Origin of the sequence: Chryseobacterium mucoviscidosis, assembly GCF_002177115.1 — a bacterium.
GTDB classification, from domain to species: Bacteria; Bacteroidota; Bacteroidia; order Flavobacteriales; family Weeksellaceae; genus Chryseobacterium; species Chryseobacterium mucoviscidosis.
The window spans coordinates 13,808-33,890 of record NZ_MVAG01000142.1; the positions used below are offsets into that span (position 1 = coordinate 13,808).

At 36.6% G+C, this 20,083-nt stretch carries 18 protein-coding genes; 6 read left to right on the forward strand and 12 right to left on the reverse strand.

Translation table 11 applies throughout. From position 1 onward, the window contains the following. Positions 1-23 precede the first annotated feature (23 nt). A complete protein-coding gene (locus tag B0E34_RS17615) occupies positions 24-521 on the forward strand; it encodes a hypothetical protein (RefSeq protein WP_087711633.1) in 498 nt (165 codons plus the stop codon). Positions 522-621: 100 nt separating this feature from the next. On the opposite strand, the gene B0E34_RS17620 is transcribed toward B0E34_RS17615, so the two are convergent. The 3 genes from B0E34_RS17620 to B0E34_RS17630 all read right to left on the reverse strand — a co-directional run bounded on the left by B0E34_RS17620 (position 622) and on the right by B0E34_RS17630 (position 4,966). Continuing rightward, a complete protein-coding gene (locus B0E34_RS17620) occupies positions 622-1,647 on the reverse strand; it encodes an LLM class flavin-dependent oxidoreductase (protein ID WP_087711635.1) in 1,026 nt (341 codons plus the stop codon). Between the two features lie 78 nt (positions 1,648-1,725). Continuing rightward, entirely contained in the window at positions 1,726-2,808 is a 1,083-nt protein-coding gene (locus tag B0E34_RS17625; RefSeq protein WP_087711636.1) for an acyltransferase family protein, read from the reverse strand. A 16-nt stretch (positions 2,809-2,824) separates the two neighbouring features. Continuing rightward, the gene (locus B0E34_RS17630; protein WP_087711638.1) at positions 2,825-4,966 is read right to left on the reverse strand and encodes a S9 family peptidase; all 2,142 of its coding nucleotides are present in this window, start codon (positions 4,964-4,966) and stop codon (positions 2,825-2,827) included. Positions 4,967-5,886: 920 nt separating this feature from the next. Here B0E34_RS17630 and B0E34_RS17635 point away from each other — a divergent pair. Together B0E34_RS17635 and ygiD are read left to right on the forward strand one after the other, a co-directional pair. Further along, positions 5,887-6,399: a YceI family protein gene (locus tag B0E34_RS17635; RefSeq protein WP_087711639.1), complete on the forward strand. Its 513-nt coding sequence runs from the start codon at positions 5,887-5,889 to the stop codon at positions 6,397-6,399. 77 nt (positions 6,400-6,476) lie between these two features. After that, on the forward strand, positions 6,477-7,304 hold the full coding sequence (gene ygiD / locus B0E34_RS17640; RefSeq protein WP_087711641.1) for a 4,5-DOPA-extradiol-dioxygenase: 828 nt from the start codon (positions 6,477-6,479) through the stop codon (positions 7,302-7,304). Between the two features lie 55 nt (positions 7,305-7,359). Here the strand turns inward: ygiD and B0E34_RS17645 are convergent, their stop codons facing one another. The 6 genes from B0E34_RS17645 to hutH form a co-directional block, all read right to left on the reverse strand. Further along, complete coding sequence (locus tag B0E34_RS17645; protein ID WP_087711643.1) at positions 7,360-7,626, reverse strand: hypothetical protein; 267 nt, start codon at positions 7,624-7,626, stop codon at positions 7,360-7,362. 257 nt (positions 7,627-7,883) lie between these two features. Continuing rightward, the gene (locus tag B0E34_RS17650; protein ID WP_087711645.1) at positions 7,884-9,380 is read right to left on the reverse strand and encodes a S8 family peptidase; all 1,497 of its coding nucleotides are present in this window, start codon (positions 9,378-9,380) and stop codon (positions 7,884-7,886) included. A 105-nt stretch (positions 9,381-9,485) separates the two neighbouring features. Next, positions 9,486-9,632 carry a GNAT family N-acetyltransferase gene (locus B0E34_RS21735; RefSeq protein ID WP_306460664.1) on the reverse strand — a complete coding sequence of 49 codons (147 nt, stop codon included), beginning with the start codon at positions 9,630-9,632 and terminating at the stop codon, positions 9,486-9,488. A gap of 9 nt (positions 9,633-9,641) precedes the next feature. Further along, entirely contained in the window at positions 9,642-9,932 is a 291-nt protein-coding gene (locus B0E34_RS17655; protein WP_306460665.1) for a GNAT family N-acetyltransferase, read from the reverse strand. Between the two features lie 166 nt (positions 9,933-10,098). Next, on the reverse strand, positions 10,099-10,554 hold the full coding sequence (locus B0E34_RS17660) for a DUF2059 domain-containing protein (RefSeq protein ID WP_087711647.1): 456 nt from the start codon (positions 10,552-10,554) through the stop codon (positions 10,099-10,101). A gap of 6 nt (positions 10,555-10,560) precedes the next feature. Beyond that, positions 10,561-12,048: a histidine ammonia-lyase gene (gene hutH / locus B0E34_RS17665; RefSeq protein ID WP_087711649.1), complete on the reverse strand. Its 1,488-nt coding sequence runs from the start codon at positions 12,046-12,048 to the stop codon at positions 10,561-10,563. A 132-nt stretch (positions 12,049-12,180) separates the two neighbouring features. Between hutH and B0E34_RS17670 the strand changes: the two genes are divergently transcribed. After that, positions 12,181-12,942, forward strand: coding sequence for a hypothetical protein (locus B0E34_RS17670; RefSeq protein ID WP_087711651.1), 762 nt, complete (start codon positions 12,181-12,183; stop codon positions 12,940-12,942). Positions 12,943-13,102: 160 nt separating this feature from the next. Continuing rightward, entirely contained in the window at positions 13,103-14,893 is a 1,791-nt protein-coding gene (uvrC, locus tag B0E34_RS17675) for an excinuclease ABC subunit UvrC (protein WP_087711653.1), read from the forward strand. 188 nt (positions 14,894-15,081) lie between these two features. On the opposite strand, the gene B0E34_RS17680 is transcribed toward uvrC, so the two are convergent. From B0E34_RS17680 to B0E34_RS17690, 3 genes are read right to left on the reverse strand one after another with little or no spacing between them, the layout of a single operon-like run. Further along, the gene (locus B0E34_RS17680; protein ID WP_087711655.1) at positions 15,082-15,837 is read right to left on the reverse strand and encodes a hypothetical protein; all 756 of its coding nucleotides are present in this window, start codon (positions 15,835-15,837) and stop codon (positions 15,082-15,084) included. A 12-nt stretch (positions 15,838-15,849) separates the two neighbouring features. Beyond that, complete coding sequence (locus B0E34_RS17685) at positions 15,850-16,932, reverse strand: putative type IX sorting system protein PorV2 (protein WP_076396673.1); 1,083 nt, start codon at positions 16,930-16,932, stop codon at positions 15,850-15,852. A gap of 12 nt (positions 16,933-16,944) precedes the next feature. Next, positions 16,945-17,823, reverse strand: coding sequence for a DMT family transporter (locus tag B0E34_RS17690; RefSeq protein WP_087711657.1), 879 nt, complete (start codon positions 17,821-17,823; stop codon positions 16,945-16,947). A 415-nt stretch (positions 17,824-18,238) separates the two neighbouring features. Between B0E34_RS17690 and B0E34_RS17695 the strand changes: the two genes are divergently transcribed. After that, complete coding sequence (locus B0E34_RS17695) at positions 18,239-19,867, forward strand: acyl-CoA carboxylase subunit beta (RefSeq protein ID WP_087711659.1); 1,629 nt, start codon at positions 18,239-18,241, stop codon at positions 19,865-19,867. Positions 19,868-20,083 lie beyond the last annotated feature (216 nt).

Below are 20,083 nucleotides of genomic sequence, written 5' to 3' on the forward strand. Positions count from 1 at the left end.
CTGTTTTATTAAAATTTAAAATGATGAAGGCTAAAATAAAACTTGCATTCAGGATTGTAATTGATCAGAATTCTGAAATTATCTGGGATAAATATATCTTTGAAGATACTTTTTTCGAGTATAAAATTCAGCATCAGGTTTTCGATGATAAAGAAAATCCGGTAAAGAATTACTGGGAATTGCTGAGAAAAAATCCTCATGCAGAAAGAATTCCGTTTTTACTGAGTTCAGCGGTGGTAAACTATGTTGCCCAGCTTAACGGTGAAGTTAAAAGCCTTCCTGATGTTTTGGGAAATACTTTTTTCCCAATTGAAAATTTCAAACTGGATCTCATCAGTTCCAATGTGGAAGATTCTTCAAAGCATAAAATAGGTTTAACTTTTTACACGCCTGAATTGTTGCTGATTGATATTATTGACAATAAGTATCTTTTAAGCAAAAATACTTCGGGAGACTCTTTTGAAACGTTTATGTTTGCCTTTCATCCACAGGTTGCAATAGCTTCTTATACAGCTTTATAATTTATATTGATTAATTTCTAAACAACAGGATGTTGTTTCATTTTTACAGATGATTTTTATTAAAGAGAAACCTCCGCTGAAATTCAGCGGAGGTTTTGTTTTAAAGATCTTTGACAAGTGGTTTTACTTCTTTGCCAAACAGCTCAATAGATTTCATCATAATATCATGCTCCGGAGCTCCCACATCCATGTGTCCGATAAATCTTGTAATACCGAAAATTTCTTTCAGGTAAGCAATTTTATCTGCCACTTCTTTAGGATTACCGATGAACAACGCTCCTTCTTTGCTTCTTCCGCCGTCATACTGCATTTTCGTGTAAGGAGCCCAACCTCTGGAAGAACCGATTCTGTCCATCTGCGATTTATAGTTGTGGAAATATCCTTCAATCACTTCCGGATCATCACTTACAAAAGTATGCGAATGAACGGCAATCTGCATTTTTGAAACGTCGTGTCCCGCTTTTTTATATTCCTGCTTATAGAATTCAATTAAATTTCTGAATTGTACCGGCATTCCTCCAATAATTGCCACCACTAAAGGCATTCCCAATTCTGCGGCACTTAAAACCGACTGCGGAGTTCCGCCGACAGCTCTCCAGATGGGCAGTTTTCCTTCTTTTTTAGCTCTTGGATAAACCGTCTGATTCTGCATAGGTGCACGAAGTTTTCCTTTCCAGGTTACATTTTCCTGAGAATTGATTTTAAGCAATAAGTCTAATTTTTCATCAAAAAGTTCCTCATAATCGTTTAAAGAATATCCATACAAAGGAAATGATTCGATGAAACTTCCTCTTCCGACGAAAATTTCAGCTCGACCGTCTGAAATTAAGTCCAGAGTCGAGAAATCTTCATATACTTTTACAGGCTCTGATGAACTTAAAACCGTAACACCACTCGCTAATTTTATATTTTTTGTAATACTTGCCGCTGCAGCCAGAACAATTTCCGGAGAAGAAACCGCATAATCGGGACGGTGGTGTTCTCCCATGGCAAAAACATCAATTCCCACCTCATCCATGAATTTTACCTGCTCCAGAATTTCACGAATCTTTACGCCTGCATCTTTATATTTTCCTGTTGTCTGGTCGAAAGCAAGATCGCCAAACATTCCTATTCCTAATTCCATATTGTTGATTTTATAGTACAAATTTACAGCAACTGAAAATCAGATGCATTGATGTTTGGTAAGAAAGGAAATGAGATATTAAGTGCTGATTTTGCTTTTAAGTTTTAAAAACTGTTTTTCGAAAATATGGTAAGAAAGCACCGAGCATACAACCGAAGCAATAAATGACAGTGCAACGATTAACATCCAGTTGAGATTGAATCTATTTCCTATTTTTATAAAAAGCATGATTAAAATGGTGTGAAAAAGATACAGTCCGTAAGTGTATTTTCCAAGTTTTGCCAAAATACTTTGATCTGAAATTTTAAAAACATTTTTTGTTCCTAAAGTAGATAAAATTAACCCTGAAAAGAAAACACTCAAAAGAAATGAAATCAGTGCAGGATTTGAAATTATTATTGAATTCCCTATAAAAACAATAAATGCCAACACCAAAAAAGCGTAACTGTATTTGTAAACAGCAGAAACCGTTTCAAGCTTTTGGATTAGATCTTCTCTAAAGACAAAAATATATGCAGGAATGGCTCCGAAAGCAAAATAATGAATATTAGTAAAGAGATCTAAAGTCGGTATTTGTAATTTTCCATACATCATCTGCATGATGAATGAAAAAACAATACTTCCCAGAAGAAGTTTTGGAATATTTTTAAGTGAAATAAAGTAAAAAGCCAGTCCCCAGAAAATGTAAAAATGCTCCTCAATACACAAAGACCAGATCACGGTAATCGGCGATACATTGGGAAGCTGATTGGTATACATCGCCATATAATTCTCCAAAAACGTAAGCGTGAAAAGCCAGTTTGGCTGATATCCTTCGTTAGAATAGGAAATATTAAAAAAATCAAGAATAAAAGGCGTACATATGGCAAAAAGTACCATGGCATAATAAAGCGGCCATATTCTTAAAATTCTTCTCGTAAAGAACTTTTTCAGCGGAATTGTTCCGTTATTGTTTATTTTTTCGAGAATAAGAATATAGGTGATGAGGAAACCGCTCAGTACGAAGAAAAAAGAAACACCAATCCCCCCTTCCTTAGAAAAATAGTATAAAAAACTATCTACGGGAACAGGGGAATGGCGTAAAAAAACCAATAAAAAGGACAGAAACCTCAACGAATCGAACGTATGAAAGTGTACTCTGCCTTTTTTGGTGAAGTTCATTATCAATATTTCAGGATTATCTTTTCAGATTCTGATCAAAATAATCTGTTACTTTCTGCATAAGATGCACTCTGTCTTTGCCGATCACGTTGTGCGGATGTCCCGGATATACAAAATAGTCCAACTGAACACCATTATCAACCGCAGATTTGATGAATTTAACCGAATGCTGCCAAACCACAACATCATCCTGCGCTCCGTGAATCATCAGTAATTTTCCTTTCAGATTCTGAACTTTATCAAGAAGATTGGCTGTTGCATAACCTTGTGGATTTTCCTGCGGAGTATCCATGTATCTTTCGCCATACATAATTTCGTACATACTCCAGTCGATAACAGGTCCTCCCGCAACCCCCACTTTGAAAACATCCGGCTTACGAAGCATGAAACTCGTTGTCATAAACCCTCCGAAGCTCCATCCGTGGATTCCCATTCTTTCGGAATCTACGTAAGGAAGAGATTTTAAATACTCTACTCCTTTCATCTGGTCGTTCATTTCTGTAGTTCCCAGATTTCTGAAAACAGCCTGCTCGAATTTCAACCCACGATTAGAAGAACCTCTCCCGTCCATCGTGAAAATGATGTATCCGTTTTGTGCCATGTATTCATACCAAAGATTTCCGGATGCCGGGAAAGAATTAGTTACTAATTGTAAATGCGGACCGTTGTATAGATAAACGATCACTGGATATTTTTTGCTCTGATCAAAATTGGTCGGAAGAATCATTTTTCCGTACAAAATTGTTCCGTCGTCGGCTTTTAAGTTGATATTTTTAATTTCCGGACGCTGATAATTTTTCAGTGTATTTTCAGCAGTCAGAAGATTGTTTGTCTTTAATGTGTTTGTGTTGATGATGTTGGCAACTCTTGGCGTATCGGCATTGCTGTAGACATCATACAGGAAATTCCCGTCACTGCTTAACACTCCGGAGTGAACTCCTTCTGCGTTATCCATTCTCTGCATCTTAAAATTTGTCCAGTTGATTCTGTACAAATGCTTTTCCAGCGGAGTTTCTTTGGTGGAGGTAAAATAGATTTCTTTTTTCTTTTCATTGAAACCTAAAATATCCGTTACCAGCCAATCTCCTTTTGTAATCTGTGCAACGAGTCCCTTTTCCAGATTGTAGTGGAACAAATGGTTGTATCCTGTTCTCTGGCTCTGCCAGATGAAATCTGTATTGGAATTTGGAAAGAACGTTAAAGGATGTTGAGGTTCCACATATTTATCGCTGGTTTCTTCGAATAAAGTTTTCACTAAATTTCCTGTGGAAGCATCATATTGATTCATTTTCAGGTAATTCTGTCCTCTGTTCAGAATACCTACAAAAATATATTTTGAATCCGGACTCCAGGTAACAGCCGTTAAGTACTGATCTTTTTCTCCTTCGATATTTAAGAAAGTTATGTTCTGAGTTTTAATATTGAAGACTCCCAGAGTTACCTGATGAGACGTTTTTCCCGCCATCGGATATTTGATATTGTGATTTACAGCAGGAGTTACAGACCAGTCAATAATCGGATAATCAGCAACCATTGTCTGATCCATTCTATAGAACGCTACACTTTCAGAATTTGGTGCCGGGAAAATTCCGGTATCAATTCCGAATTCGTTTCGGTGAACATTGGAAGCTCCATTCAGGATATTTTCATCGGTATCATTGGTTACTGCAATGGTTTTTCCATTTTTGTTAACAAATAAATTATTCTTTACGGTAAATGCAAAAGTCTGGTTATCCCCAAAAATCTTCATATTTTCAGCGTTATTATCCAAAGCAACGGAATTTTTTGTTTTCCAGTCGCTGCCGGATTTTTCTACCCATACCATTTTTCCGCCGGAATTAAAATATCCCTGAGAATTGCTGATGAATTTAATCTGCGGAACTGCTTTGAATTTATTGTCTGTTAAATTCTTATTCAGTTGAGATAAAGAAACCAGCGTATCCTGTTTGTTGGTTTTCAGATCGGTGATTAAATATCCGCCTTTTACCGCCTGAATATAAGATTTCCCATCTGCAGACCATGAAAACTGCGAGATGTTTTTAACAGCTAAGTTGGTTCTCATCCCGTTTACTGCCTCCGCCATTGTAAATTTTTGGGTCTGCGCCAATGCGCTGCTTCCCAAAACCAGCATCCATAAAGATAATTTATATAATTTCATTGTATAAAATTGAATCCCTCAAAAATAAGAAATAAATATCAATGGTTAAGAAGTGTTAAAGTAAAATGGAGTTTGGTTTTTTGTTGATTGTTGATAGCTGTTTTCAATTGTTTATTTTGAATTTATTTGAAGTAATTTCAAATCTTATTAAATGACAAAGTGAGACTTTTGCTTTATTGAGATTTCTCTGTCACAATGACTGGGTTAGAATTTTAACGCAAAATACGCAAAGGGATTTTTAAATGATTAGGCGGATTTCGTTCGCAACGACACTTCGACAAGCTCAGCATAAAATAAACTTGTCTAAACTTTTTTACCACAAAAGATGCAAAAGATTGTAACACTTTAGCAGTTTAAGTTTAATACTTAAATGGAAAAAAGAGCACATAAGTTAAAAAAAATCAAAGATTTTTTCTCTTTGCAGACTTTTGAAATACTTTGAATAAATCCAATAAAGACTTTTGTGTACGATTTTTTGAGACTGCTTTGCTGCTTCAGAACTACGTTCGCAGACCTTCTGCTCGCAATGACGTGTAATGAATTACCGGCTTGAATCCTAGCCGCGATTGCAGCAATTGTTTGAGCTCATTTCTTTAGTTTCGGCGCGGCGGAGCCGCGCCGAAACTAAAGAAATAGCGAGTGCGGAAAGCGCGATAAAGCTCCTGATTGAGTTGGAGAGTTTTTAAGTTGGGGAGTTGGAGGGTTTGAGCGTGTGAGTGTTTAAGTGTTTGAGTGTATGAGCGTACTAGAATTTAAAGTTGTTTTGTTTTTCCTTAAAAATATTTTGGGGATTTCTCGTTCATTGAAATGGCAGAATTGTGAAAAATACAGCGAAAAGCATTTCTTATCCTACGTCAATGATTTGCACTTCTCTTTTGATCTAAATTTGCAGTATAATTAACAACAAAAATATTAATACAATGGCAACAAAATGGAACCTAGACGCAGCTCACAGTGAAATTACTTTTAAAGTAAAACACATGATGATCTCTAATATCAAAGGAAACTTTACAGATTTTACGGCTGAAATTGATGCTGAAGACGATACTTTTGCAAATGCTAAAACAACGGCAACAGTTCAGACAGCTTCTATCTCTACGCACAATACAGACAGAGATAACCACTTAAGATCTGCTGAATTCTTTAACGCTGAAGCCAATCCTACGATTACTTTCGAATCTTCTGCACTGAACAACGAAGTAACAGGAAATTTAACGATTAACGGAATTACAAAGCCTGTAACACTTGATGTGGATTTCAACGGAATTAATGTTGATCCTTGGGGAAATACAAAGGCTGGTTTCTCTTTCGAAGGGAAAATCAACAGAAAAGATTTCGGACTGAACTGGAATGCTGCGCTTGAAGCAGGAGGTGTAATGGTAAGCGAGGAAGTAAAAATCGCCGGAGAATTACAGTTTGTAAAACAAGCATAAGAACATAAAAATCAAGGTAAAAGAGCAAAGGAAAGTTACATTACCTTTGCTCTTTTCTGTTTTTGAGAATAAAAAAAATGAACCTCAACGATTTACAAGACATCAGCGAAAATTTTAAAAATACTCAGAAAATGCCTGTTCTTTTTCTGGGACATGGTTCGCCGATGAATGCTATTGAAGAAAACCAGTTTGTACAGGGTTTCCGAAAAGCTGCGGCTGAAATTCCGAAACCGAATGCCATTCTCTGTATTTCGGCACACTGGTTTACGCAGGGAACGAAAGTAACGGCAATGGATATGCCGAGAACGATTCATGATTTTGGAGGTTTTCCGCAGGCTTTGTTTGATGTACAGTATCCGGCTCCGGGAAATCCTGAGTTGGCAAAAAAGACGGCAGAATTGCTGGCTCCTGTTATCGTGGAGGAAGATCATAACTGGGGACTGGATCACGGAGCATGGTCTGTGATTAAACATATGTATCCGAATGCAGATATTCCTGTTATTCAAATGAGTATTGATTATACAAAACCTCCGCAGTATCATTTTGACTTGGCTAAGAAACTCAATAAGCTCCGCGAAAAAGGAATTTTAATTATCGGAAGCGGAAACATTGTTCATAATTTGAGACTGATCGACTGGAGAAATATCAATACTGTCGGAGCCGGATGGGACTGGGCGATTGAAGCCAGAGAGAAAACCAACAACTGGCTTTTGGACGGAAATTTCCGGAACATCATTGAGTACCAGAAACAGGGAACTTCGCTGCAATATGCGGTTCCCACTCCCGATCATTATCTCCCTTTACTCTATACTTTAGGGCTGAAAGAGAAATCTGAAAACCTGAGTTTATTTAATGATGAATTAATTGCAGGGTCTCTGAGTATGACGAGTGTGAGAATAGGATAAAAAGAAACGGAAAAAAATTTCTTCCGTTTCTTTTTTATTAAGGGCAATGCTATTATTAGATTCTTTGGATACCAACAATATGAGGTTGTCCGTCAATCGGGGCATAAATTTCTACAACAGCATTCCAAACTACCTCAGATGGCGGGATGGAAGCAAGACATTGGTAACGGTAGTTGGTTCCGTTTACCACTTGTGTAGATACAGATTGCGGTTGATATTTTACTCCGACAAATCCATTCATTGCTTCGTCGAATACTTTTTGATCTTCCGGTGTTAAAGGATGGTACGCTGTCCAGCCTCCTACTAATTCTTTTGTTTCCATGTTTTAATTTTATTTTGTGTTCCTACTCTTCTGGCTTTTCGGATTTCGCCCCGTTTGAATGGTTTCTGGTCTCCATGATTATTAAGTTTTGTTTGTGATCACCTTTCAAAGATACCACGCTTAAAATAAATATATTAGCGTAGATTTACTAATTTTTATATCTAAGTAGAAATACTTAATATGATGATTCAGGAGAAATAAAAAGGGAATATCGTTAATTAACAATATTCCCTTTCCTCTATTTTTAGTTTGAATTTTTACTGTACCGCCTGTAAAACATTAATATTTCCATATCCGTAATCTGAGTTCGGAGTCGGATAATACGTTGCAGACTGTCTCATTTTATTAATAACCTGATCTCTCGTCCATGAAGGATTTTTAGCCCAGACCAACGCCGCAATTCCTGCTGTGGAAGCTGTTGCTACAGAAGAACCACCTACATAATCTGTTTGTCCGTTATAGTAACTTAAGACCGGAATATTGCTTCCTGAACCTCTTTCCATCTGATAAGTAAAATCGATTTCGCTTCCTGAGTGGCAAACGTCGCATTTCTGATTGGACGTATTTTCTTTTACTCCGGTTATCGCTTGTGTTTCAGGCATCCAAGCCGGAAAAATAACGCCTACGAAATTGGTAAAACTCGTAGAAGTTCCGCCTGCGCAGAAAATTAATTTTCCTTTGGAATACGCATATTTTACGCCATCTTCAATTTTTCCGACAGAAAAAATATGTCCCATCGACATTGAAATAATTTTTACACTGTTATTATTTCCAAGTTCTGTAAAGGCAATTTTCACTCCGTTTTGCTCGTGATATCCGTCCAGAACTACATTAGAAGCTGCTCTGTACGTTACCAGATTGGCATTGTAAGCCACACCAACCGGCTGTCCCTGATTATTTCTTGGAGCGGCGGCGGCAGAAGCCATGCTTGTTCCGTGACCACATTTATCCGCAGAACCGTCGTATCCTGTACTCCACGGCCAGACTGAATCTACATACACTCCATTTTTGCTGATGGTTCTTCCTGTAGAAAGTCCGTTATTAAAGCTGCTTCCTAATAAAGACTGCTCCGGAGAAACACCGCTGTCTATCACTCCGATGGTCACTCCTGCTCCTGTGCTGTAGCTCCAAGCATTAATGATATTGTGTTTCGTAAATGACCAAGGTGCTTTTGCATTAGGAGAAACGATTGTATAATCCGCAGCATTCAAAGCGGTAGATTCAAATCCGCATCCTGAAGAACTGCTGCTGGATTTTGCAGTTGCCCCGAATTGTTTTTCGTTTTCGAAATAACGGTAATCTGCAGGTTCCAGATAACGGATATTTTTCATTTTTCTAAGGGCAATCACCGTTTCCTGCTTCTCAATCGCAACATCGATCTGATTCAGATATTGGTCTGAAGACAGTAAAATTCTGTCGGTTTTTCCTTCATATTTTTTAATCAGGTCTAAAATTTCGTTTTCAATGGCTTTGTTGTCTGCATCCAGACTTCTGTCGAAAGAAGAGCCAAATCCGATGGAAGCAATTTTATTTCCCTGAAAAATCCCGCTCCATAAAAAGTGATCGGAAGATTCATTCCATGAAAATCTGCCTTTTGTTTTGATGGTTTCGTTGATTTTTTCATTGATCTGTTTTGCCGTTAAAGGATCTTTCTGAGTGATTTCTGTACTGGCAACATTGTTTTGAAGGTCATCTCTGTTACATGCCGTGAAAACAAAGAATAACAATAAAAGGTAAAAAACATTTTTTCTCATATAAATACTATTTGATTGGTAAAACCAAGATATTAATTTACAATGAATTACCGAACAACAGAATTTAAAAATTTATTATGCTTAAAATAATACTATAAAATTAAGCTATAAAACTTTTTCATAACAGACACTTTTATCCATTCCGATGTACTGTCCGTAATTTGGAATTCTTGTGTAACCGCTTTTTTCATAAACAGAAAGGGCTTCATTCTGCTCCAATGAGCTTTCCAATAACGCTTTTGTATAATTCAATTCCTTTGCCTAGATTTCCAGTTCTTTAACGATCGTTGTTGCTAAACCCTTCTTTCTGAAATCAGGATTGGTGTACATTCTTTTAATTTCAACTGTTTCTTCATCAAATTTTTTAAATGCCCCACAAGCCGCAGGAATTTCATCCACATAAATAACAATACAGTTTTTGATCGCATCAGTTTTGTTAAACTGATCGTAAAAAGCATGATCTTCCCCATTGCGAATGGCTAAATCTGCATCTAAAAGCTGTACTAAATTTTGAAAATCTTTATTGGAAGAATCTGTTCTTTTAATTGTCATGGCAATGGTTTTAGGCTAAATTAAAGATTTTGTTTTTATCTTTTAATACTTTTTCAAAGGTTATATTTTTTAACACAAATAACACTCATATTTTCACAATTCAATACAAATATTTTTTTTAAATCTTAAAAAATAAAAAAGACTTCCATTTGCGGAAGCCTTTGTGTTATTTACTTTTTGGTGGTGGTGGAGATTGATACCCTTTTTGTTCGTTAATTTTATCAATCAGCTTTTTAGCTAAATTCTGTCCCCACTCTCTGCCGACTTCCATACTTTCATTCATGATTAAAGGCATGTTAGAAATTGTCTTTTGCCCGATAGGAGTTTTATAAAATTTTATCAGCTCATCAAGATCCGATTCTGTATAATATTTTGAATAAATAGGAATGTAGAGTTTAGAAAATTCGTCTGAAGAAACTTCCTTTAAAAATCCATTCCAAAATTCATCAGGAATATCTTTGTAATTTTCTTTGTAAGCATTTACAAATTGCTGAGCTCCCTGTACCGCCATTTTACTGACTCCGGTAACTTCAATTAATTCCTTAATTTTTGCTTCTTTTGAAGTTTGGGCAAAACCTGTAACTCCTATAAAAAGAGCAAACGCTACTATAATTTTTTTCATCTTGTTTTAATTAACTATAAATTTCCTTTCATTTATCAATTCTGCTATTGCAAGCATATCCTGACCAATCAGTCGGTCATCTTCAAGCTTGGCAACTTTTGAACGGAGAACTGCATAGTTTTCTTCAATAATTTTTGAACATTTTGCCGGTCTTCGGAATTCTAAACCTTGTGCTGCAAACATAAGTTCAACCGCTAAAATATTGACTAAATTTCCAAGAACCTGATTGAATTTTCTGCCGGAAATGCTTCCCATCGAAACATGATCTTCCTGTCCAAGACTCGTTGGAATAGAATCCGCAGAAGCCGGAAAACACAATGTTTTATTTTCCGTAACCAACGCTGCAGAAGTATACTGAGGAATCATAAATCCTGAATTTAAACCCGAACTTTCCGTCAGTAATCTTGGTAAGCCATATTTTCCTTCCAGTAACAAGTAACTTCTTCGGTCTGAAATATTTCCCAGTTCAGCAGCAGCCAAAGTTGCATAATCCAAAGGTAAAGCCATCAATTGTCCGTGGAAATTTCCTCCGGAAATAGATTCTTCCGCGCTTAAAACAATTGGATTATCTGTTACCGAATTCAGTTCCGTTTCTGCCATCATTTTCAGATGTTCGAAGGCATTTCTGCTTGCACCGTGAACCTGCGGAACACATCTCATGGAATACGGATCCTGAACTCTGTCGCAATATTCGTGTGCTTTAAGGTTTTCGGAACTCTTTAAAAATTTAAGCATTCTTGCCGCAACTTTTTTACTTCCCTCAAAAGGACGGATCTCATGCAGTTCTTTTTTAAACGGACTTGCAGAACCTCTGTAAGCTTCAATACTCATTGCAGCCGTCATATCCGCAAGATCAAGCAAATATTCAAATTTTTCTAATCCTTTAATCGCATGCGCAAGAATAAACTGCGTTCCGTTGATTAATCCCAATCCTTCTTTCGGTCCTAAAACCAAAGGTTCGAGATTGTTTTTTTCTAAAATTTCGGCTGTTTCAAAAATTTCATTTTCTACCCAAACTTTTCCAAGCCCCAAAAGCGGCAAAACGAGATGTGCCAAAGGAGCCAAATCTCCGGAAGCCCCTACAGAACCCTGCTCCGGAACTACCGGAATAATGTCTTTTTCCAGCATCAGGATCAATCTTTCGATCACTTCCAGAGAGACTCCGGAAAAACCTTTTGACAGTGCATGAACTTTTGCAATCATCATGATTTTTGAAAGTTCTTTATCAATCGGCTTTCCTACACCTACTGCGTGAGAAATAATCAGATTATATTGTAACTGTGCGGTTTCTTCTTCAGATATTTTTACGTCGCACAAAGGACCGAACCCTGTATTGATTCCGTAAACCGTTCTGTCTGATTCTACAATTTCACGTACATTTTTTTGTGATTTTAAAATCTGTTCTTTGGCAGCCTTGTTTAGTTTAGCTTTATCAGGAGTTTTACAGATCTCCAGAACATCATGGAAACTGAAAACATCTACACCGTATATCATTCTCTAAATTTTGTCTTAAAATTACACATTTGGCAACGATTGGAAAAACTAAATTTCAACAACATATATTTTTCTGAAAATAAGTGAATTAATTTACTATTTTTACCGCCGAAATATAAAAATTAATATCCTATGAAACTTAAAACTTTAGTGTTTACGCTGTTTCTTGTAAGCATGGCTTCTTTCGGACAGAAAGTAAAATACTCCAAGGAAGAAATTAAAAAAATGGAACAGTACCTTTTTAATGAAGGTTTTAATGCTCCCTCTGTAAAAAAGACATCTACCGTAATATTAAAGGACGGAACGACTCATAAAGGTTTCTGCAGCAAAACAGATACGAAAAAAGGTCAGATTTTTGAGGTTACACTGAAAGATAGTATTTCTAAAAAGCCATCGGTATTTGTTGCCGATAACATCAGCGAAATGTATCTGTATCCGAATGAGGCTGAAAAAGTCGGGAAAGTTTTTAAGTACATGGGCAACATCAGAAACTATCAGACCAAGAAATTAAAAAACTCTACGACCAAAGACCGTATTCACTTTGTAAACCAGACCGTTTCCCTGAAAAATAAGAAGGACGACAAAGAATTCTTAATGCAGGTCATCAATCCGGAATTTGATGATATTATTTCCGTATATCATGATCCCAGAGCAAAAGAAACGGGCGGATTTTCGGTGATGGGTTCTCCACAATTGGGTGGCGGTGTTACAAAATCCTACTATGTAAAAAAAGGAGATAAAGTAATGTGGCTTCATAAAGATGATTTCGAAGACAATTATGATTTTCTTTTCGGAGACAATGCTGAGTTTATGAAAAAATATCCTAAGAATTCCGTGGAATGGGATTATTTCAGCTTTTTAGTGTATCAGTACACAGAAATGAGCCAAAGCTAAATTTCTTAAGCACAAAAGAGTAAGCCGTTTATAAAGTTAACCAGCGTATAAATTATTTTGCTCCTTTTTGCGGTTAATTAAAATCAATTTTAACAAATATTATAAAGCTGTAGTATTTCTGCGGCTTTTTTTGTGCTTCTAAATTCCGTAATTTTGTTATATGAATCCTTCTTTAGAATTACAACTCAAAACTTTACCTTCCGAGCCCGGTGTTTATCGTTATTATGACAAAAATGATCAGCTTTTGTATGTAGGAAAGGCTAAAAATCTGAAAAAAAGGGTTCTCTCCTATTTCAACAAAAATCTTTCGGGATACCGCATCAAAATCATGGTGGGTAAAATCCAGCGGCTGGAAACAACGATCGTTAACAGCGAATATGATGCACTTTTACTGGAAAATAATTTAATTAAGGAACATCAGCCGTTTTATAATGTCATGCTGAAGGATGACAAAACGTATCCGTGGATCTGTATTAAAAACGAAGATTTTCCGAGAATTTTTCTTACCAGAACCAAGATTAAAGACGGTTCCGAATATTACGGACCTTACGCAAAAGTGCGTCCTGCAAAAATTCTTCTTGATACGATAAAGCATATTTACAAATTAAGAACCTGCAATCTCAATTTAGCTCCGAGTAAAATTGATGAAGGAAAATACAAAGTATGTCTGGAATATCACATCAAAAACTGTGAAGGACCTTGCGAAGGATTGGAAAGTAAGGAAGATTATGATGAAAAAATAGATGCCATTCGCGGAATCATCAAAGGAGATTTCCGTAAAGCGAAAGAATATCTGGTGAACCAGATGATGAAATATGCAACGAATCTTCAGTTTGAAAGTGCACAGATCATCAAGGAAAGAATTGACGCGCTTGAAGATTATCAGACTAAAAATACGGTGGTGAATCCAAGTATTGATGATGTGGATGTTTTTGGAATGACAAGTGACGAAACGGCTGCTTACGTTAATTTCTTTAAAATAAGGAATGGAAATATTATCCAGAGTTATACCACTGAGATTAAAAAAATCCTTGAAGAAAGCGACGAAGATATTATGGAGCAGGCTTTGGTGGAAATCCGTCAGAAATTCGATTCCCATTCAAAAGAAGTACTTCTGCCGTTTCATCTGTCTATTGAAATTCCGAATGTAAAACTGATCGTTCCGAAAGTAGGTGATAAAAAGCGAATCGTTGAACTTTCTGAAAAGAATGCGAAAGAATACCGTTTGGAAAAATTAAAACAGGTTCAGATCGTTGATCCGGAAAGACATACGAACCGAATTATGTCTGAAATGCAGAAATTGCTGAGAATGCCTGTTGAACCACGACATATTGAAGGTTTTGATAACTCCAATATTCAGGGGACAAATCCTGTTTCTGCGTGTGTTGTTTTCAGAGACGGAAAACCAAGCAAAGCTGATTACAGAATTTTTCATCCGAAAACGGTGGAAGGTTCTAATGATTTTGCTACAATGGAAGAAGTGATCTACCGCCGTTACAAAAGAATGCTGGATGAAGGCGAAGATATGCCTCAGTTGATTTTGATCGACGGTGGAAAAGGTCAGTTATCTTCTGCGGTAAAAAGTCTGAGACTTTTGGGATTGTACGGAAAAATTACCATTGTAGGCATTGCAAAACGTCTGGAAGAGATTTTCTTTCCGGAAGATCCTATTCCTTTATATCTTGATAAGAAGTCTGAAACGCTTAAGATTTTGCAGCGTGTAAGAGACGAAGCGCACCGTTTCGGGGTGAAACATCACAGAACCAGAAGAAAAAATTCTACGATAAAATCTGAGCTGGAGGAAATTCCGGGAGTTGGGGAAAAAACAATTGAATTATTGCTTTCAAAATTAAAATCAGTCAAGAGAATCAAGGAATCTAATCTTGAGACACTGGAGGAGATTTTAGGGAAAAGCAAAGCGAAAATAATTTACGATTTTTTCAACGAATAGATACAAACTCAAAACAAATAACAAATATTGAATAATTTTATGAAAATAATTTTTATAATATTTGTTAATTTAAATATTTTTTATAAATTAGATGAAGTTAAAGACTTCTTAACTCAAAAACTTCTTCATATTTAAATTTACAAAAAAAGTCCTCGTAACGAGGACTTTTGATTTATGCTGTAATGCTGCTACTTTTTATAAAATATTTCTTTGCCGTACTCACCTCCGGAAACAGGCATTTCAATCACTATATTTCCATTTTCGTAGTAACCTAAAGTAGATTCTCCGTTTTGAAGTTTTACTCTGAAAACATCATTTTTTGTCGTTGCTTTGAAAGTTGCAAACGGTGAAGAACTGTTAGAATTTACCAGAATAAACTGAGAATTGTCGATCTGAATTTTTTGAAGGTCCATTTTTCCGTTGCTGAATTTCAACGCGGTATTGTCTACAGATGAAGATGAGCTGTTGGTAACAACCTGCGTAGAGTTTGTTGTTATGGTTTCCTGAACTTTTACCTGAGAAGTTGGCTGCGCTGTAGGATTAGCCGGAGAAATAGAAACAAAAGTTTGTTTCAGTGCATCCTGATAACCTTCTTTGTATTCCTTAATATTAGAAGCTCCTTTAATGGATGAAACTACTTTATCATTACAGTCTTTAAACTGAACCAGTACCTTGTTTCGTAAAAAACCACTGTCGTTGATGATATCTGCCATCAAAACATTGCAGGGATTACTTTGTGCTTCAGCCGGCCATTGTAACTTATCCGAAGGAATTACTGTATAATTTTTACTTCTTAAAGTTTTGGTTAATAGATTATTCAACCCGAAATCTTCTTTAAAAGTTTCCAGTTTCGAAGGAAGAGAGATATATTTATAATCCGAAACCTTCTGTCCGAAAGCCAACATCGAACTGGCTGTTAATATGATAAGCGATATTTTTTTCATTTAATTTAAATTTTAATCGTTTCTGAATTGACCGATATCCAGTTTCAGAGAAAAGAAATTGGAATAGAAATTAGACCCTCCGATTCCGGAATTGGTAATTGCATAATCCAGCGTAAGACCTCTATATCTGATCCCGATTCCTGCGCTTGGCTGGAAAGAAACTTTTCTTCGAAGATCCTCAATATCTGTAATCGACTGGAATCTGTTCACCCCCAATCTCACGAAAATCATTTTCTGATAGCCTAATTCTGCTCCGGCATACGGTGTTAAACTCGCAAAATCGGTAGAAACCAAGGCTGCCGTTTTTGCAAAATCTACATTAATTCCTGCTTCCGGCAATACATATACACTGCTGTTGATTTCAAACATTTTACTTACACCTGCATTTAATTTCGGCATCGTAAGCTCCATTTTATCTTTTGGCGCAGGGTTGAATTCTTCTCCGTTAACCACTGTTGAAAGTTCTTTCTGATTGACGCTCCAGAAGTTCACGGTAGTGGTTGCATCTCTCAGCATCCCTCCCAGTTTCCAGCCGTTGTCCATTTTATAAATAGCCCCCACATCGAAACCGAAACCATATCCGTTGGCAAATTTCCCTACATTTCTGTACACAATTTTAGCGTTAATCCCCACATCAAGCTTCTGATTTCCTCCCGGGTTGAATGCATACGAAAGAATTGCTGCGTAATCGGACTGGGAGAATTTGGTGATTTTGTCATAATCAATATTTCCTTCAGTGTCGATTAACTGTGTGGTATTTAATATATTATCTACTCCCAATCTTACAACAGAAACTCCGAAAACTCCGGTTTCCAGAACTTTGGCATAGGCTAGATAATCGTATTTTGCGATAGATTCGAAATATTCGGCGTGCATTGCTGCGCCCTGCCAGTCTTTTTCCACGCCCATTAATCCAGCGGGGTTCCACATCGGGGAATAGACATCATCCTGATTGGAGATCACCGCACCTCCCATGGCAAGACCTCTTGCTCCGGCTCCGATGTTCAGAAATTCGTTGGAATATTTTCTGATGATCTGGGATTGCGATATCCCGAAAACCAGAGAGAATGCAAGTAAAAAATATTTTTTCATCATATCAATTGATGCTTAATTTAAAGTTTTTTGTTTTTTAGCTTTTATCAATCCGTTAGCAATGATTGCCAGTATCATAACTCCTGAAGCGATGTAAAAAATCGGGCTCATGTGTTCTGATTCCCCAAAGATAAAAAAAGCTAGTATAATTCCGTAAACCGGTTCTAAATTAACTGTTAAAATTAATGTAAAAGGCGAAATATATTTCATGAGATTCACCGATTCCAGCATCGGGAAAGCTGTGAAAACACTTGCCAGTAAACCTATTAACGCGATATCGCGGTAACTTATTTCATTTATCGAAAAAATTTGTCCTGAGAAGAGATAAAATATCAATAAAATAAACCATCCTGAGAATATTTCATAAAAAATGATATTTCCTGAGCTTGTTTTTCCAAACATCTTTCCGTTAAAAACCGAAAAAATAGTTCCGAAAATGGCACACAGTACTCCGTAAAATATTCCTTCTTTGTACTGAAATTCTGTTTTGAAGATCAACAAAATACAGGCAACAATCACTACTCCCATGACGACTTCCGAAACATCGATCTTTCTTTTAAAAATCAAAGGTTCCAGAATGGATGCAAATAAGGTGGATAAAGACAGACAGCTTAATGCGATGGAAACATTCGATATTTTAATGGAGTAAAAAAAGCAGTACCAGTGAATCGCCATCGAAAAGCCGATTGCAGCCAACTGGAAAAATACTTTCTTCGAAACTTTAATGCTGTCTTTTTTGAAAACACGGATGTAGACAAAAAGACAGATCGCCGCAAACAGCATTCTGTAAAAAACCAGAATTTCTGCATTCGCATGAATCAGTTTTCCCAAAATTGCCGTAAATCCCCACAAAAACACTATCAAATGCAATCTGAAAAGAGCCAATTTATGCATATCCTACCTTCTTTTACTATTTCTGCAAAAATACAAATAGGTTTTACATTTCGTGTAATAATTTTTCAGTAAAGCTTCTGATTTTCTGATAAAATTTAAAACGCGAATTGTTTGAAGGAAATCAGGAATTAAGATTCCTATTTAACATAAAATAAAAAAACCCTGAAAATTTATTCAACTTTCAGGGCCTTCAAATAATAAACTATTAAAAAAATAAACTAGGAACTTAGAGGAAGGATGAGATTTCACTCTCCCTTTCTCTAATGTAAAGTTAGCAAATTACGAACCATAAAAAATATATTTTTTGTTAAATATTTCATAAAATTCTGAAAACCAATTTATTAAACATTTGTTTATATCCATTTTCATTCCTTGTAAAAAATAGTATCTTTAAACGGAAAAAATTGAAATTTTTATGGACATTGAATTCAACAAAAGAGAAGATCAGAACAGATTAAAATTATCCGAAATCAATCGCTTATTGACAGAAATTAAAAAGGGAGGTGGTGAAAAGAGGCTGCAGAAGCTTCGTGAAGAGGGAAAAATGACGGCAAGAGAAAGAATTGACTATCTTCTTGATAAGGATTCTGAGTCTATAGAAATTGGGGCTTTTGCCGGATATGAAATGTATGAGGAGCACGGAGGCTGCCCAAGCGGGGGTGTTGTTGTGGTAATGGGGTATGTTTCCAAAAGACAATGCATCATTGTGGCAAATGATGCTTCTGTAAAGGCGGGAGCATGGTTTCCGATTACGGGTAAGAAAAATCTTAGAGCTCAGGAAATTGCCATGGAAAACAGACTTCCGATTATTTATCTGGTGGATTCTGCGGGAGTTTATTTACCGATGCAGGACGAGATTTTCCCTGATAAGGAGATGTTCGGGAGAATTTTCAGAAATAATGCTAAAATGAGTGCTGCAGGAATTATTCAGATTTCTGCTGTGATGGGAAGCTGTGTTGCAGGTGGTGCTTATCTTCCGATTATGAGTGATGAAGCGATGATTGTGGAGGGAACGGGTTCTATTTTCCTTGCAGGAAGTTATCTGGTAAAAGCGGCAATCGGGGAAAGTATTGATAATGAAACTCTGGGGGGAGCCACTACACATTGTTCGATTTCGGGAGTTACGGATTATAAGGCTAAAGATGATAAGGATGCGCTGAACAGAATCAAGAATATCATGAAGTCTTTGGGAAGTACTGAGAAAGCGGGTTTCGACAGAATTGAAAGTGCTCAGCCGAAAGAAAAGCCTGAAAATATTTTCGGGATTATGCCTGTTTCAAGAGCGGATCAGTATGATACGTACGATATTATAAAATGTCTTGTAGATAATTCTGAGTACGAAGAATATAAGCCTGATTACGGGAAAAGCATTATCTGTGCCACGGCAAGGATCGATGGCTGGTCTGTAGGAATTGTAGCGAACCAGAGAAAGCTTGTAAAAAGCGGAAAGGGTGAAATGCAGTTTGGAGGGGTAATTTATTCTGATTCTGCGGATAAAGCAACCCGATTTATTGCGAACTGTAACCAGAGAAAAATTCCGTTGGTGTTTTTACAGGATGTCACCGGCTTCATGGTGGGTTCTAAATCTGAGCATGGAGGAATTATTAAGGATGGTGCAAAAATGGTAAATGCAGTCTCAAATTCTGTAGTTCCTAAATTCACGATTATTACAGGAAATTCTTACGGAGCAGGAAATTACGCGATGTGCGGAAAGGCTTATGATCCAAGGTTAATTGTTGCGTGGCCATGGGCAGATCTTGCCGTAATGGGTGGTGCACAAGCAGCAAAAGTTTTGGCACAGATTCAGGAGTCTACTCTGAAAAAGCAAGGAAAAGAAATTTCTGAGGAAGAACATAAAGAAATTCTGGATTCTATTTCGGCAAAATATAAGAAACAGACGGAAGCAACGTATGCAGCAGCGAGGTTGTGGACCGATGCAATTATTAATCCAGTTGATACCAGAAAATGGATTTCTATGGGAATTGAAGCGGCGAATCATTCTCCGATTACTGAGAAGTTTAATCTGGGAGTTATACAGGTTTGATGATTGATGATTGATGATTGATTATAAGTCTGTTTAAACTTTTATTTAACCGCAAAAGTCACAAAAGATCTACTAAATTTTTTATTTTAAAGTTGATCATTATAAATGAAAAAGAACACAATAGTTTTTAAAAATCTTAGATTTTTATTCTTTTGAGCGCTTTGATTATCTTGGAAATTCGCTTTAACATCATCTTTTGTCCCTTTTGCGGTTAAT

What these genes read in the sequence shown, in the direction of transcription:
- B0E34_RS17615 (WP_087711633.1), top strand. Translation starts at nt 24, where the DNA reads ATGAAGGCTAAAATAAAACTTGCATTCAGGATTGTAATTGATCAGAAT.
- B0E34_RS17620 (WP_087711635.1), bottom strand. Translation starts at nt 1,647, where the DNA reads ATGGAATTAGGAATAGGAATGTTTGGCGATCTTGCTTTCGACCAGACA.
- B0E34_RS17625 (WP_087711636.1), bottom strand. Translation starts at nt 2,808, where the DNA reads ATGAACTTCACCAAAAAAGGCAGAGTACACTTTCATACGTTCGATTCG.
- B0E34_RS17630 (WP_087711638.1), bottom strand. Translation starts at nt 4,966, where the DNA reads ATGAAATTATATAAATTATCTTTATGGATGCTGGTTTTGGGAAGCAGC.
- B0E34_RS17635 (WP_087711639.1), top strand. Translation starts at nt 5,887, where the DNA reads ATGGCAACAAAATGGAACCTAGACGCAGCTCACAGTGAAATTACTTTT.
- ygiD (WP_087711641.1), top strand. Translation starts at nt 6,477, where the DNA reads ATGAACCTCAACGATTTACAAGACATCAGCGAAAATTTTAAAAATACT.
- B0E34_RS17645 (WP_087711643.1), bottom strand. Translation starts at nt 7,626, where the DNA reads ATGGAAACAAAAGAATTAGTAGGAGGCTGGACAGCGTACCATCCTTTA.
- B0E34_RS17650 (WP_087711645.1), bottom strand. Translation starts at nt 9,380, where the DNA reads ATGAGAAAAAATGTTTTTTACCTTTTATTGTTATTCTTTGTTTTCACG.
- B0E34_RS17655 (WP_306460665.1), bottom strand. Translation starts at nt 9,932, where the DNA reads ATGACAATTAAAAGAACAGATTCTTCCAATAAAGATTTTCAAAATTTA.
- B0E34_RS17660 (WP_087711647.1), bottom strand. Translation starts at nt 10,554, where the DNA reads ATGAAAAAAATTATAGTAGCGTTTGCTCTTTTTATAGGAGTTACAGGT.
- hutH (WP_087711649.1), bottom strand. Translation starts at nt 12,048, where the DNA reads ATGATATACGGTGTAGATGTTTTCAGTTTCCATGATGTTCTGGAGATC.
- B0E34_RS17670 (WP_087711651.1), top strand. Translation starts at nt 12,181, where the DNA reads ATGAAACTTAAAACTTTAGTGTTTACGCTGTTTCTTGTAAGCATGGCT.
- uvrC (WP_087711653.1), top strand. Translation starts at nt 13,103, where the DNA reads ATGAATCCTTCTTTAGAATTACAACTCAAAACTTTACCTTCCGAGCCC.
- B0E34_RS17680 (WP_087711655.1), bottom strand. Translation starts at nt 15,837, where the DNA reads ATGAAAAAAATATCGCTTATCATATTAACAGCCAGTTCGATGTTGGCT.
- B0E34_RS17685 (WP_076396673.1), bottom strand. Translation starts at nt 16,932, where the DNA reads ATGATGAAAAAATATTTTTTACTTGCATTCTCTCTGGTTTTCGGGATA.
- B0E34_RS17690 (WP_087711657.1), bottom strand. Translation starts at nt 17,823, where the DNA reads ATGCATAAATTGGCTCTTTTCAGATTGCATTTGATAGTGTTTTTGTGG.
- B0E34_RS17695 (WP_087711659.1), top strand. Translation starts at nt 18,239, where the DNA reads ATGGACATTGAATTCAACAAAAGAGAAGATCAGAACAGATTAAAATTA.